Here is a 13,781-nt window from a genome sequence, read left to right on the forward strand (position 1 = left end):
GCGTTTTTCGCGAGCAAGCTCGCTCCTACAGGTGCAGCGCCAGCGCTCGGGGCAGGGCTTTGCGTTGCAACTGGCTCGCCACCAGGGTGTTTTTCAGCAGGTAGGCAATCGTCATCGGCCCCACACCACCCGGCACCGGCGTAATCGCGCTGGCCACGGTGCGTGCGCTGGCGTAGTCCACATCGCCCACCAACCGCGTACCGGTCTCGGTGCTGATGCGGTTGATCCCCACATCGATCACCACCGCGCCAGGCTTGAGCCAGCTGGCATCGATCAACTGCGGCCGACCGACCGCAGCGACGACGATATCGGCCAAGCGGCACAATGCCTGAGCATCGACGCTGCGTGAATGCACCACGGTGACCGAGCAGTTGGCCTGCAACAGCAGGGTCGCCATCGGTTTGCCGACGATGTTCGAGCGGCCAATCACCACCGCGTGCAAGCCACTCAAATCGCCGCAGGTTTCATGCAGCAGGCGCATGCAGCCGCTGGGCGTGCAAGGCGTGAGCACCTCGATGCCTTGCACCAGGCCGCCGACGTTCTCACGGTGGAAACCGTCCACGTCCTTGATCGGGTCAATCGCATGGATCACGGCCGCCTCGTCGATATGCGCCGGCAACGGCAACTGCACCAGCACGCCATTGACCGAAACGTCGGCGTTCAACTGGGCCAGCAGGTCGAGCACTTGCGCCTGGCTGGCGTCATCCGGCAGCCGGTATTCAAGGGAGCGAATCCCGACTTCCTTGGCCCGCAGCAGTTTGTTGCGCACATACACTTCGCTGGCCGGATCGTCGCCCACCAGCACGACAGCCAGGGCCGGGAAGATTTTTTGCGCGGCAAGCAGCAGGACCTCTTCGCGAACCTCGTCGAGAACCTGGGCAGAAATGGCCTTGCCGTCGATATCGCGGGCAAGGGAAGGGAGAGTGCTGGTCAAAAGCGTCACCGTTGTCTGGAGAAATAGGGGCGCTGAGGGATAAATCCCTCAGCAATAGGCAGCCCAGGGCATTCAGGCTACCAGTTGATGGCAGGCATACACCACCAGCACACCGGCGATCAGTGTGGCGTAGGGCAGCCAGCCGGCGCGGCGTTGGCCGTCATCGGCCTGGATATACAAGTCACTGAGCATGGCCGCGGGGAAGCGACCTTTGTCCTGCACATAGTGGCGGTAGCAGAACACCGGCAGGATCAACAGCGCCAGCAGCAAGCCGGTGACCAGCGTGCCTGCGCCCCAGATATCCGCACCCAGGCCCATGCACGCCAGGTTGACGAAGCTCAGCACGCCGCCGGCCGCCAGCAGCACGGTGGGGGCTTTGTACGGGCGCACCCAGTCGGGGCGGTCGAGGCGGTGGATCCAGCCGGCGTTGAGGTTGAGGAAGTTGAAAATGATGTAGCTGACGTTGGACGCCGCCAGCACGAACACATAGTCCGACATCAGCAACAACAGCAGGTTGAACGACAGGTCGGTCCACATCGCCGCCGTGGGCGCGCCGTGTTCGTTGGTGCGCCCCAGGTATTTGGGCAGCCAGCCGTCCACCGACGCCTGATACAGGGTGCGCGACGAGCCGGACATCGAGGTCATGATCGCCAGCAACGTGGCGAGCACCAGCATGATCAGCACGATATTGGCGACCACCTTACCGCCGCCGATGCTGTCGGCCATCACCTGGCCAACGCCCATGCCGCTGTAGATCGCCGGCGACAGCAGGCCGCTGTACACCGCCGGAGTCACCACCGCGCCGCTGGCGTCGAGCACCGCCGGGGTCACCAGTTGGCCCAGCCCCAGGCTGCCTTGAAACGCCAGCGGCACCAGGGTGAACACCAGGATGCACAGCAGGCCGGCGTAGAAGATCGCCTTGAAGGTGTCACGCTTGGGGTCCTTGAACTCGCGGGTGTAGCACACCGCCGTTTCGAACCCGTAGGTGGACCACGCGGCCATGAACAGCCCGCCGGCCATCAGCGACCAGCCGGACATATCCCACGGGCCGTCGATGACTTGCCCGGCCGCGTCATGGGCCAGCGGGAACAGCGGCAGGAAGTTGGCCTGGGTCGCGTCCCCGGTGAACAACGGCACCACGCCCACCAGCAACAGCGGGATCAGCGAGGTGACCCCGAGCACCAGCGTCAGGCGCGCCGAGCGCAGGATGCCGCCATGCTGCACGGCAAACACCGTGAGCAGAATCAACAGGCCAATGGCGAACGTCGCGTTGATGCGCAACGACAGGCCGCTCTTGACCCAACCCAGGTCAAGCAGGGTCAGTTGCCAGGTGTTGATCAGCGCATCGGCGGGAAACAGCGCGGTGAGGATATACCCCGCCGCCAGCCCCGAACCGATGGACAGCACCGGCGACCAGGCCAGCCAGTTGCACCACACCGACACCGGCGCGATCAACTTGCTGTAGCGCACCCAGGCCACCGCGCCGTACACGGACGCGCCGCCGGACTTGTGCGGGAACAGCCCGGCGATCTCGGCATAGGTGAAGGCCTGGATAAACCCGAACAGGATCGACACGATCCACACGATCCAGGCCGGTTTGCCCACCGTGGCGGCAATCGCGCCGATGGAGAACAGCACCAGCGCGGGCACGCCACTGGCGACCCAGAATGCACCGCGCCAATCGATCTTGCGGTGCAGGCTGCCCACTGAGCTGGCAGCCTGCGGTACAGCCTCGAACGTCGTCGCTTCCATCTTCGTATTCCCATGTCTGAGTAGCGGTTAAGAAGGGCAATCAAAGTGGGCAGTCAAAGTGGGGTGGCACACATCGGTATCGGGACGATCAGCTACGCACGCGGCTCTTGTCCGGGTCATAGAAAATCGCTGCGCTGACCGTGGCGCTGATGCGCTTCTGTAGGCCATCGACTTTGCCAATCTCAAGCAGGGTGCCGGGCTCGGCGCAGCTCACGTCGACCCGGCACAGCGCGATATTGCTGGCCAGCAACGGTGAGCGGCAGGCGCTGGTGATGACCCCGACCTGGGCGCGGCCGTGGTACACCGGGTCGCCGTGGTGGGCCGCCTCGTTGCCGCCGAGGTGCAGACCGACCAGCTTGTGGCTGGGATGGGCGCTGCGCCGCAACAGGGCGTCGCGGCCGATAAAGTCATCGGTCTTGCTCTTGAGTGGCACGCTGAAGCCGATGCCGGCCTCGAACGGGTCGGTCTGGTCGCTGAACTCGTAGCCGGCAAAAATCAGCCCGGCTTCGATGCGCAACAGGTCCAGCGCTTCCAGGCCGAGGGGCACCAGGCCCAAGGGTTGGCCGAGTTGCCAGATGCGGTCCCACACCCGTTCGGCGTCTTCGGGCTGGCACCACACCTCAAAGCCCAGTTCGCCGGTGTAGCCGGTGCGCGAAATCATCAACGGGCAGCCCTCGAAACCGTCCAGCCGGCCGACCAGGAAGCGGAACCAGCCGAGGCTGTCCACGCTCGGTTGGGTGGGCGGCGTCCAGACCATCTGCTTGAGCAGCTCGCGGCTGAGCGGCCCTTGCACCGCCAGGTTGTGAATCTGCTCGCTGGCGGACTTGACCCACACCTTCATCCCCAGTTTGTGGGCCTGCTCGCGCAGCCACACACCGGCGTAGTCTTCGCCGCAGATCCAGCGGAAGTTGTCCGGGCCCAGGCGCAGCAGGGTGCCGTCGTCGAGCATGCCGCCGTGTTCGTGGCACATCGCCGAATAGACCACTTGGCCCACCGCCAGACGCCGCACGTCGCGGGTCAGGCAGTATTGCAACAGGGCTTCGGCGTCGGGGCCGATGATCTCGAATTTGCGCAGGGCGGTCAGGTCCATTACGGCCACGCGTTCGCGGCAGCCGAGGTATTCCTCGGTGGCGCCATAACCGTCGTAGCGCAACGGCAGCCACCAGTTGCGGTAGTCGATGAAGCTGCCGGTGAGGGCGCTGGTGCGTGAGTGGAACGCGGTCTCACGGGTCAGTATCGGGTCGGCATCGGCCGTGGTTCGAGTGCTCATGGCGATGGAAAAACGCTCCTTCTCGCGGTAGATACGGACATGGATATCGGTCGGGTTCCAGCCATTGGCCGGGTCGATGTCATCCGGGCACGAGGTACTGCCGCACACCAGCTCGGTCATGGCCCGCAGCAGTACGTAGTCGCCGGGCCGCGACCACGGCTCATCCAGGGTCATCTGCTGGTGTGCATCAATGCCGGTGTTGAAGAAGAAATTGATCGCCGGCCAGCCGTTGCGCGCTTGCACGCCGTAGGGCGCGAGTACGCGGCTGAGGTTGTCGCTGCAGTTGTCGTGCCCGAAATAGCCATGGGATTCGTAGTAGCGCGCCGCGCAGGCCAGGGCGAAGGCGTCGTGGCGCCCGACGGTGTCCTGCACCACCTCCAGCATCGGCTGCATCCGGCGGTCGAAAAACTTCGAGAACAGCCCCGGCGCCGGGTAGGCGCTGCCGTTCAGCGTGCGTGTCACGGTCTGGTCGAGGTCCAGCTCCACGCCGCGATCCAGGGCGCGGCGGTCGAGGGCGACGAAGTCCGAACACTGGCGGCCGGCGACGTCCAGCACCTGCACGTACTGGCCCTTGGCGACGCTGTAGCCGTGGGCCGTGCCCGCACGCACGGTGAACTCGTCCAGCACCTCGCCCAATGGCTCGGGCAGGGCAGGCACCAGCAGGGGCGACGGGTTGGCCCGTGTCACCAGCAGGCGCAGTTCGCTGGGCCGGTATTGCCGGTCGACGGCGGTGGGCCCGGCGGGAGCGGCGACGATCACCAGCAGGCGGTCATGGGCGACAAACTGCCGAGTGTGACCGGGCGGGCTGGCGTCGTCCCACAGCGCGGCGGCCAGGGGCAATGCCTGCGCGTCGATGCCGCGCCGCTTGAGCGCCTGGCCGACACGCGGTGGCACGCGGCAGGCGCTCGAGCCGCTCAGCCCCCAGCTCGCCAGGGCGCTGCGGCCGCTGGCGTCGAGGGCCAGCAGTTCGCAGATTTGCCGGCCTTCGAGGTCGATCACTTGCAGGCCGTCGCCGGGCTGCAGGTCGACCAGCGTCACACCGCCGGCGGCCACGCGGTAGCGTTCGAGGTTCGGCGCCCGGGCAAACAGCCCGGGTTCTCGCGGGTGGGAAACACGCGGAGCATTCATCATGGGCACCCGCTCAGCCGACTGATTTGATGGGCGTCACGGGCTCGCCCAGGTACGCCGCCATCGAGTCGTCCAGGGCCAGCAGCCACGGGGTGTGGTGCGGCGGCGACTGGGTGCCGGTCATCAGCGAGCGGTAGGACTTGTCGCGATAGCCCATGATGTTTTCGGCCTTGTCGTGCTTCCAGTGCAGAAAGGTCTCGTTGACGGCGGCGATGTCGAAATCCGGGTAGTCGGTGGCGTCCACCAGGTGCTGGATGTAGGCGCCCTGGAACTCGAACATCTGCTGGTTGGTTTCCAGGGTCAGTTCCCGTGCCTGCCATTGCTGGCTGTCGGCGATCATCGCGGCCTGGCTGGGCAATGGGATACGCCCCAGGATCACATCGCGGGCATACCAGGCCTGGGCGTCGAACATGTTGAACGAGTACCACTGGTCCTGCATGCCGAGGTAGATCAGGCGCGGGTTGGGTTCCCAGAACACGCCCTTGTAGAGGTTCATCGGCCACAGGCGGTTGTCGGTCCTGAGGCTCAGCTCATCCGGCAGGAACGGGAAGTGGTGCTTGTAGCCGGTACACAGGATCACCGCGTCGATGTGCTTGCTGCTGCCATCGGCAAAGAACGCACGGTTGTTTTCCAGGCGCTGCAGCAGCGGTTTTTCTTCCCAGTTGTCCGGCCACGCATAGCCCATGGGCGTGGTGCGGTAGCAACTGGTGATGCTGCGCGCGCCATATTTGTAGCATTGCGAGCCGATGTCCTCGGCCGAATAGCTGCTGCCGATGATCAGCAGGTCCTTGTCCTTGAATTCCAGCGCCTCGCGAAAGTCATGGGCATGCAGGATGCGCCCGGCGAACTGCTCGAAGCCTTCGAAGTACGGCACCTTGGGCGTGGAGAAGTGGCCGCAGGCGTTGATCACGTAGTCGAATTCTTCACAGGTCAAGGTGTCGTGGGTGTAGTCGTGGGCATACACGGTGAAGCGCTGGGTCTGTTCGTCGAAGGTGACCTGGCGCACCACATTGTTGAAGCGGATGTAGTCGCGCACGCCGGCCTTTTCCACCCGGCCCTTGATGTAGTCCCACAACACTTCGCGGGGCGGATAGGAGGCGATGGGCCGGCCGAAATGTTCTTCAAAGGTGTAATCGGCGAACTCCAGGCATTCCTTGGGGCCGTTGGACCACAGGTAGCGGTACATGCTGCCATGCACCGGCTCGCCGTTTTCGTCCAGGCCGGTGCGCCAGGTGTAGTTCCACATGCCGCCCCAGTCCTGCTGTTTCTCGAAGCACACCAGTTCGGGAATGGCGGCGCCCTTGTCGCGGGCCGACTGGAAGGCGCGAAGTTGTGCCAGGCCGCATGGGCCGGCGCCGATGATTGCTACACGTAGAGTCATGAGCGTGCCTCCTGAAGGGTTTCAGCGAAAGATCACTGTCTTGTCGTGGTTGATGAACACCCGGTGTTCCAGGTGGTATTTCAGGGCTTTGGAAAGGGCGACGGTTTCGGTGTCGCGGCCGATGGCGACCAGTGAATCGGGCAAGTGGGTATGGTCGACGCGCTGGATTTCCTGCTCGATGATCGGGCCCTCGTCGAGGTCGCTGGTGACGTAGTGGGCGGTGGCGCCGATCAGCTTCACACCCCGGTCATAGGCCTGGTGATACGGCTTGGCGCCCTTGAAACCGGGCAGGAACGAGTGGTGGATGTTGATCGCCCGCCCCGACAGTTGCTGGCACAGGCCGTCGGACAGGATCTGCATGTAGCGCGCGAGCACTACCAGATCGGTCTGGGTGTCTTCGACGATACGCATCAGTTCGGCTTCCTGGCCGGCCTTGGTGTCCTTGGTGATGGGCAGGTAGATGAAGCGGATGCCCTCACGCTCGGCCATCGCCCGCAGGTCCAGGTGGTTGGAGACCACGGCGGTGATGGTCATGTCCATTTCGCCTTTGCGGTGGCGGTAGAGCAGGTCGGTGAGGCAATGGTCGAACTTGCTGACCATCAGCAGCACGCGGGTCGGCTGGCGTGAGCTGAACAACTGCCACTGCATGTCGAAGCCGCCGGCGAGCTCGCCCAGGCCTTTGCGCAGGTCGCCGATATCACCGCTGACGCCCTTGTTGAAGCGGAACACCGCGCGCATGAAAAACTGCCCGGTGAACTCGTCGTCGAATTGCGCCAACTCGCTGATGTAGCACTGCTGCCGGGCCAGGCAGGCGCTGATCGCGGCGACGATCCCGGACGCCGCCGGGCAGGTGATCTTGAGAATGTAATGTTCGCTTGAGGCGTCCATCGAAGGCTCCTGAATGCGGTGAAGGAAGGCTCAGCCCTTGGCCGTGCGCTTGGTTTTTTGCGGGTCGTCGAAGGGCAGGGCGTGGGTGGTGGCGGCGCCTTCGAAGCTGCCGCGGACCTGCAGCGCGATGCCGGGTGCGGCGCAGGCGACGCTCATGCGCGCGATGGCCATCGAGCGTTTGCTCAGGCGCGAATACATGCCGCAGGTGATCACGCCGACTTGCTGGTTGCCCTGCCACAAGGTGTCGCCAGCCTCGGCCGGGCGCACGCCGTCGAGCAGCACGCCGGTGATCTTGAAGCGCTCCTGGCCGCGCAGGCGCAGGTGTTCCTCGGCGCCTCGGAACGCTTGTTTGCCGGGCGAAACCGTGAAGTCCAGGCCCATTTCCCACAGGGTGTCGCCGGCCTTCTGGTCGGCGAAGGGGTACATCTGCGAGTTGTCGTAGGGGAAAAACATCAGCGAGCTTTCCACTCGCAGCCAGTCCAGGGCGGTGAAGGCGCAGGGAATGATTCCCAGGCTCGCGCCCTGTTCGAGGATGCTGTCCCACAGGAACGGGGCGTCCGCGGCCTTGCAGAAAATCTCGTAGCCGCGCTCGCCGGTGTAGCCGGTGCGGGAGATCATCACCGGGCGCTCGAACAGGCGCGTTTGCAGGTGATGGAAGTACGGCAGCTGGCGGATGCCAGGCACGTGCTCGGCGAGAAAATCCACCGCCAGCGGGCCTTGCAGCGACAGGTCGTGCAGGTCGTCGTCGAACAGCACCGCCACTTGCCGGCCCTGGGCCGAGCGCACCAGCATTTCATGCCCGGTGCCGGCGCCATGCACGACCATGAACGCATTGGGCCCGGTGCGGTAGACGATGCAGTCATCGACGAATTTGCCGTCCTCGTCGAGCATCGACGCATACACCGATTTGCCGGGATAGAGCTTGGCGATGTCGCGGGTGGTGGCCCACTGCAACAGGCTTTCGGCGTGCGGACCGACGTAGTGGACTTTTTTCAGGCCCGATACATCCATCAGGCCGGCGCGGGTGCGGATCGCTTCGTGGTGGTCGGCCAGCGCGCTGCTGTAGGTCCAGGCGGTGCCCATGCCGTTCCAGTCTTCGAGGTTCGAGCCGAGCGCGCGGTGCCGCTCGGCCAATGCAGAAATACGCCAGGAGTGGGTCATGTGAGATTCCTTGCTGTGAAAAAGAGCACCGGGAAATGGTTCAGGCGAGTGGATCGAACTGGCGCAGCCACTCGACCAGGGTCTGTCGATAGCGGGTCATGCCCTTGTAGTCGGCGATGGCATCGGGCAGGTCGCGCAGCACGCGGTGCAGGCGGCAGCCCCAGCCTGGGTGGCTGACCAGTTCGTCCAGGCTGATCAGGTAGGTGCGAATGCTGAACATCACTGCGTTGCTGCGCGGCAGGCGCGCCATCACTTGCAGTTCAACCCGCAGATGCACCTGTTGCCCGACGTTCTGCGCGGTGATCCGGCCGCGGTCGGCGCCCCATTGATGGAAGGTTTCCGGCGACGAATCCAGGCGCGGGTTGATGGTCAGGGTCCAGTTCAGGCGCCGGACCGGCTGGCCGGCCTGCAGGTTGAGCAGGTACTTCAGCGCGCGCTCGAACACGCCCATCTGGTGGGCCATGGGCACCGGTGCATGCCACTGCTTGAAACTCATCCCGGCATCGAACGCCAGTGACCAGTCGGCCGGGCTGGTGACCAGGCCGGCGTCCATGTACAGGTCGCCGTCGCGCTGGTCGAGCAGGGCGAAATCCCCTTGCACCTGGCGGCCGATGTATTCCAGCGGTGCGCAGGGCAGGCTGGCGGCATCGCCGAAGATGAACGGTTGATCGATCTGCAGCAGGTGGTTGCGCCAGTGCCAGCGGTCGCCGTCACGCACCAGGCTGAACCACTGCGGGTAGTCGACGGCGAGGTTTTCCATGAGCATTTGCAGCGCATCCCAGGCCGCCGCTTGCATGTGCGGCATCACCAGGTAGCGGCGCGGGTCGTTGTCCAGGATCAGGGCGCGTTCGGCCATTTCCGAGCGGTAGTGCTCGTCGATGTCGAAGGCGTGCTCGTAGACGGAACCCGGGTCGCGGGAGGTGGCTGGTTCGATGTTCACCGAGTACAGGTAGCTGTCCTCGATAAACGGGAACGGGAAGCGACGGATCGCCGCCGGGCTGTTGCGAAAGCTGAAATCGTCGCGATAGCTCAGCACAGGGCTCGATTGCAGGGGCATGGCACTCACTCCTATAGGTCCAGCGAAACGCAGGGGCCGCTGCCGCGTGAGACGCAGGGCATCAGAAATTCGGCCTGCTCGGCCGGGCTGAGGAAACTGTCGCGGTGTTCGATGGCACCGCCTTGATGGCGCGTGATGCACTGGCCGCAGACCCCGCCACGGCACAGGTTGGGCACCTGCAACCCCGCGTGCTCCAAGGCTTCGAGCAGGCTCTGCTCGGCCTCCACGCGCAGGGTGCGGCCACTGCGCAGCAGTTGCAGGTCGAACGGCTGGCCCGGTTGCGCGCCTTTGAACGCCTCGGCATGCAGCCGATTGCGCGGCCAACCGAGGCGATCGGCGTGTTGCTCGACCGCCTCGATCAAGGGTTGCGGGCCACAGGTGTAGACGTGGCTGCCCAGCGGCCGGTTGGCGAGGATGCGGCTCAGGTCCGGGCGGCGGTCGTAGGCGTGCAGGCGCGGGCCGAGGCGCTGTTGCAATTCATCGAGGTAGGCATCGCTGAGGCCTGGCCGGAACAGGTAATGCAGTTCGAAGTCGGCCTGCTGTTGTTCCATCGTGGCGATATAGGCCATGAACGGCGTGATACCGATGCCGGCGGCGATCAGGATGTGCCGGCGTGCGGTGCCATGGGGCGCGAACAGATTGGCCGGCGGCGAAATCCGCAAGGTGTCGCCGACCTGCACCTGGCGATGCAAGTACTGCGAACCGCCGCGAGACGCGTCCTGCAGGCGCACGGCGATGCGGTAGTGGCGCGTGTGCGCCGGGTCGCTGGTCAACGAGTAGGCATTACGCACCGTGCCCTCGGCCAGCGGCAGATGTACCTGGACGTGGCTGCCGGGCGAGAAAGCGGGCAGGGCACCGTCGCAGGCAGTCAGGGTGAACTCGCGCACCACGGGGGTGAGCATTCTGGCCGCACTGACCTGAACCTTGAGGGCGGCGCTCATGGCTGGAACCCCGCGTAGGGCTGGTCGGGGTTGATGCACACGCCGAGGTAAGCCCCCAGGCGCCGGGAAAAGTGTGCGCGCACTTCCAGCCCGACGTTGCAGCCGATGCAGTTCAACACCGGCTCTGGGCCTGCGGTCTGGGTCAGCCCGCAATGGGCGCAATACACCTGGCGCAGGCCGGGCATCGTGCAGGTCACGCTGATCTCGTCGTCTTCCAGGCCGGCGGCGCGGGCCTCGGCGTGAATGCGCCAGACAAAGGCCTCATCGCCCAACAGGTAGAGCCGACAACCCACGGTTGCGCTGGCCAATGCCTGTTGTAAACGCCGGCTGAAGTCGGGTTGTTCGCCGCTCAGCAGCAAAGGCTTGTGCAGGTCGGCGGCAACCGCCATGCCGGCGGTTGCCGATTGCATCACCACGATGGGGCGGTTGTGGGTGTGCGTCATGCGGGCTCTCCAAGGTGCGTTTTGTTTCCTGTTGGGAGAGATACTTTCCTATGAGGAAAATCTTCTCAATCTGGAAAAAGGGCTATGCCTTTGGAGATAAGCCTTGCCGCACTGGCGTTCGGGGCATGGAAGTTGCTGGTCTTGCACTAATGCTCAGCAACCGGACGGGGAGTTATCGAAGAGTGCGAACGCGACCGAAGAGCTGGCCGCTCTGGTTGGGGCCTGTGCGCCCCGAACAGGCGCGCAGCGTGCGCAGGCTGTTGGCCGGGTTGCCCCTGCACGCTGACGGTGCCTTGTCGGGTTTTCTGGACCGTTTCGACGCACTGCTGCCCGCCGCCAGGCTCAACCTGATCCTGGGCGGCGAAGACCTGGGCCCTACGCGACGTGGCTTGATCGAGGGCTGCCAGAACGTGGCGCGCTGCCCCTGGCGCGACGCGAGTGCGATGGACACGCCCCAGGCCTGCGGCCCTTGCCGGCAGCGCGGGGTACACCGATTGGTGTGCGCCTTGCCCGAGGGTGAAAAAGGCGCGTTACTGCTCGACACCCCCAGACGGGCCGGTGCCAGTTGGCGCCAGTTGCTGGAGGAAGCGGCGCAAGCCGTGGCGGTCAGCGTGCGTCTGCGCAGTGACAACCGTGAGCAGCAGCGCAGACAGGCAACGTCGCGCCACGGCGCGCTGGCCCGTGAGCTGCACGATTCGGTGGCGCAACAGTTGGGTTACCTGGCGTTCCAGGCCCACGGCTTGCAGTCACAGCTGGGCGCGCCTGCCCTGCAGGACCTGTGCGCAGGCCTCAGCCAGTTGCAACGCCAGGTGCGCGAGCTGATCACCAGCGCACGCCTGACCATGGACGGACGCTCACTGCGCCAGGCCCTGGCCGACTCCGTCGCGGAGTTTTCGCGGCGTTGCATCATCGTGTTCGAGTTGGATAACCGCCTGGCCGACGATGCCCTGAGCCCGGAAACCGAATTGCAGATCCTGCAGATCGTTCGCGAGGCCCTGGCCAATGCGGTGCGCCATTCCCACGCGCGGCATGTGCGTATTGAACTGCGCCAGACCCAGGACGGCGATGCCTCGGTGTCGGTGGAGGACGATGGCATCGGCTTGAGCCCGGCTTGCGATGAGCATAACCATTTCGGCCTGGCGATTATCCGCGAGCGCGCCGCCAGCATCGGCGCGCGGCTGAGCATTGAAGCGATCCGCCCGCACGGCGTGCGCGTGCATCTTGGCCTGCGCCGCCACCACGACCTGCCACACGGGAGTCTCGATGGACTGCACGACCTTATTACTGATCGATGATCACCCACTGTTTCGCAAAGGCCTGGCGCAACTGTTCGATGCCAGCGACGACTTTGAAGTGGTGGGGCAGGCGGCCAGTGGCCGGGAGGGCATCAACCTGGCCGTGAGCCTGACGCCGCAGCAGGTGTTGCTGGATCTGCACATGCCTGGCCTCAGCGGCCTGCAGGTGCTGGACGAACTGCGCCAATTGCGCCTGGACTGCCAGGTGGTGGTGCTCACCGCTTCGATGGACCGCGCCGAACTGCTCAGCGCCCTGCGCCTGGGCGCCAGCGGTTATGTGCTCAAGGAAACCGAGCCCGAGGCGTTGCTGGCGTATATGCGCAACTGCCACAAGGGCGCGATCATGCTCGACTCAACCCTGATCGCCTTGCTCGCCGACCCGGCCGAGCCCAGGTCACACGGTGAGACGCCGGGCGGTGAAAACCTCACCGAACGCGAAGGCCAGACCCTGGCGCTGATCGCCGCCGGCATGAGCAATAAACAGATCGGCAGGGAGCTGGGGATCAGCGACGGCACGGTGAAAATCTATGTGCGCAGCCTGTTGCAGAAACTCAACCTGCATTCGCGCCTGGAGCTGGCGGCCCGGGTACACAGCGGCGCCTTGCTCAAACACGAGGAGCGTCACTAGATGAGGGAAAGCTCTGACGCTTGGGTGCAGACATCGCCCGCGCACCTGATGGATTGTTTTCCCGCCGCCTTGCTGCACCTGCGCGACAACGGCCAGATCGCTCACTTCAACCTGGCCTGGGCCGAGTTGATGGGCGCGCCGGGCGCGGAACGCAACGTCGTCGACTACGTCCACCAGGAAGACCGCCCGCTGTGGCGCCAGGCCTTGCATGAGCTACGCCGGCGTCCCGAGACCTCGTTCAACCAACGCCTGCGCTTCGTGCATCCGTGCGGCGAGCTGCGCTGGTTCGAGGTCAGCCTCAAGCGCGGCCCGCAGGGCTTCTACCTGGTGGCCGGAGATATCACCGCGCACAAGCGCCGCGAAATCGCCCTGCAGGCCAGCCAACGCAGCAGCATGAGCTTGCTCGACAGCATGCCTGGGCTGATCTATCGCGGCCGTAACAACCGCGACTGGACCATGGAATTCGTCAGTGCCGGCTGCCTGCAATTGACCGGCTACCCCGCCGAGCGGTTGGTGGACAACCATGAGTTCACCTACAACAGCCTGATCCTCGCCGAGGATGCCGACTACGTATGGCGCGAGGTGCAATATGCGTTGTCGCGCCAGGAACCGTTCGAACTCAATTACCAGATTCGTTGCGCCGACCAGTCGATCAAGCACGTGTGGGAGAAGGGCGTGGGGATCTATGCCGATACCTGCGAGGTGCTGGGCATCGAGGGCGCGATTTTCGAGCGCAGAGTTCTGTAGGAGCCGGCTTGCCAGCGATGGTCGTCAACGATGACGCGGGAAGCCTGGATGCCCGCGGTGGCTGTGGGTTTTTCGCTGGCAAGCCAGCTCCTACCGTGGGGGCATAACCCTGTAGGAGCCGGCTTGCCGGCGATGGTCGTCAACGATGACGCGAGA

12 protein-coding genes are annotated in these 13,781 nt (G+C 64.9%); 3 read left to right on the forward strand and 9 right to left on the reverse strand.

Features of this window, described 5'->3' with window-relative positions; genetic code table 11:
* Positions 1-25 precede the first annotated feature (25 nt).
* From folD to C8K66_RS29245, 9 genes are all read right to left on the reverse strand, one after another.
* Positions 26-943 (reverse strand): bifunctional methylenetetrahydrofolate dehydrogenase/methenyltetrahydrofolate cyclohydrolase FolD, encoded by a 918-nt coding sequence (folD, locus tag C8K66_RS29205; RefSeq protein ID WP_082643919.1) that lies wholly within the window; start codon positions 941-943, stop codon positions 26-28.
* Between the two features lie 63 nt (positions 944-1,006).
* Entirely contained in the window at positions 1,007-2,686 is a 1,680-nt protein-coding gene (locus C8K66_RS29210) for an APC family permease (protein ID WP_108526652.1), read from the reverse strand.
* An 88-nt stretch (positions 2,687-2,774) separates the two neighbouring features.
* Entirely contained in the window at positions 2,775-5,084 is a 2,310-nt protein-coding gene (locus tag C8K66_RS29215; RefSeq protein ID WP_079445009.1) for a DUF1989 domain-containing protein, read from the reverse strand.
* A gap of 13 nt (positions 5,085-5,097) precedes the next feature.
* Positions 5,098-6,465, reverse strand: coding sequence for an NAD(P)-binding domain-containing protein (locus tag C8K66_RS29220; protein WP_046383909.1), 1,368 nt, complete (start codon positions 6,463-6,465; stop codon positions 5,098-5,100).
* Positions 6,466-6,486: 21 nt separating this feature from the next.
* Positions 6,487-7,353: a formyltetrahydrofolate deformylase gene (gene purU / locus C8K66_RS29225; RefSeq protein WP_046383908.1), complete on the reverse strand. Its 867-nt coding sequence runs from the start codon at positions 7,351-7,353 to the stop codon at positions 6,487-6,489.
* A 30-nt stretch (positions 7,354-7,383) separates the two neighbouring features.
* Entirely contained in the window at positions 7,384-8,514 is a 1,131-nt protein-coding gene (locus C8K66_RS29230) for an aminomethyltransferase family protein (protein WP_108526653.1), read from the reverse strand.
* A gap of 40 nt (positions 8,515-8,554) precedes the next feature.
* Entirely contained in the window at positions 8,555-9,571 is a 1,017-nt protein-coding gene (locus C8K66_RS29235; protein ID WP_046383906.1) for a DUF3445 domain-containing protein, read from the reverse strand.
* Positions 9,572-9,582: 11 nt separating this feature from the next.
* Entirely contained in the window at positions 9,583-10,512 is a 930-nt protein-coding gene (locus C8K66_RS29240) for a PDR/VanB family oxidoreductase (RefSeq protein ID WP_046383905.1), read from the reverse strand.
* Positions 10,509-10,955 (reverse strand): dimethylamine monooxygenase subunit DmmA family protein, encoded by a 447-nt coding sequence (locus C8K66_RS29245; RefSeq protein WP_046383904.1) that lies wholly within the window; start codon positions 10,953-10,955, stop codon positions 10,509-10,511. Before C8K66_RS29245 ends, C8K66_RS29240 begins: the two co-directional genes overlap by 4 nt.
* Positions 10,956-11,137: 182 nt before the next feature.
* Here C8K66_RS29245 and C8K66_RS29250 point away from each other — a divergent pair, with 182 nt between their 5' ends.
* The 3 genes from C8K66_RS29250 to C8K66_RS29260 are packed head-to-tail and all read left to right on the forward strand — an operon-like array spanning position 11,138 to position 13,625.
* Positions 11,138-12,250, forward strand: a complete 1,113-nt coding sequence (locus tag C8K66_RS29250; RefSeq protein WP_232591586.1) for a sensor histidine kinase — start codon at positions 11,138-11,140, stop codon at positions 12,248-12,250.
* The gene (locus C8K66_RS29255; RefSeq protein WP_079443533.1) at positions 12,219-12,878 is read left to right on the forward strand and encodes a response regulator; all 660 of its coding nucleotides are present in this window, start codon (positions 12,219-12,221) and stop codon (positions 12,876-12,878) included. The genes C8K66_RS29250 and C8K66_RS29255 overlap by 32 nt, the downstream gene beginning before the upstream one ends.
* Positions 12,879-13,625, forward strand: a complete 747-nt coding sequence (locus C8K66_RS29260) for a PAS domain-containing protein (RefSeq protein ID WP_057006014.1) — start codon at positions 12,879-12,881, stop codon at positions 13,623-13,625.
* Positions 13,626-13,781: the final 156 nt, after the last annotated feature.

This window comes from Pseudomonas sp. GV105 (assembly GCF_003058185.1).
GTDB classification, from domain to species: domain Bacteria; phylum Pseudomonadota; class Gammaproteobacteria; order Pseudomonadales; family Pseudomonadaceae; genus Aquipseudomonas; species Aquipseudomonas veronii.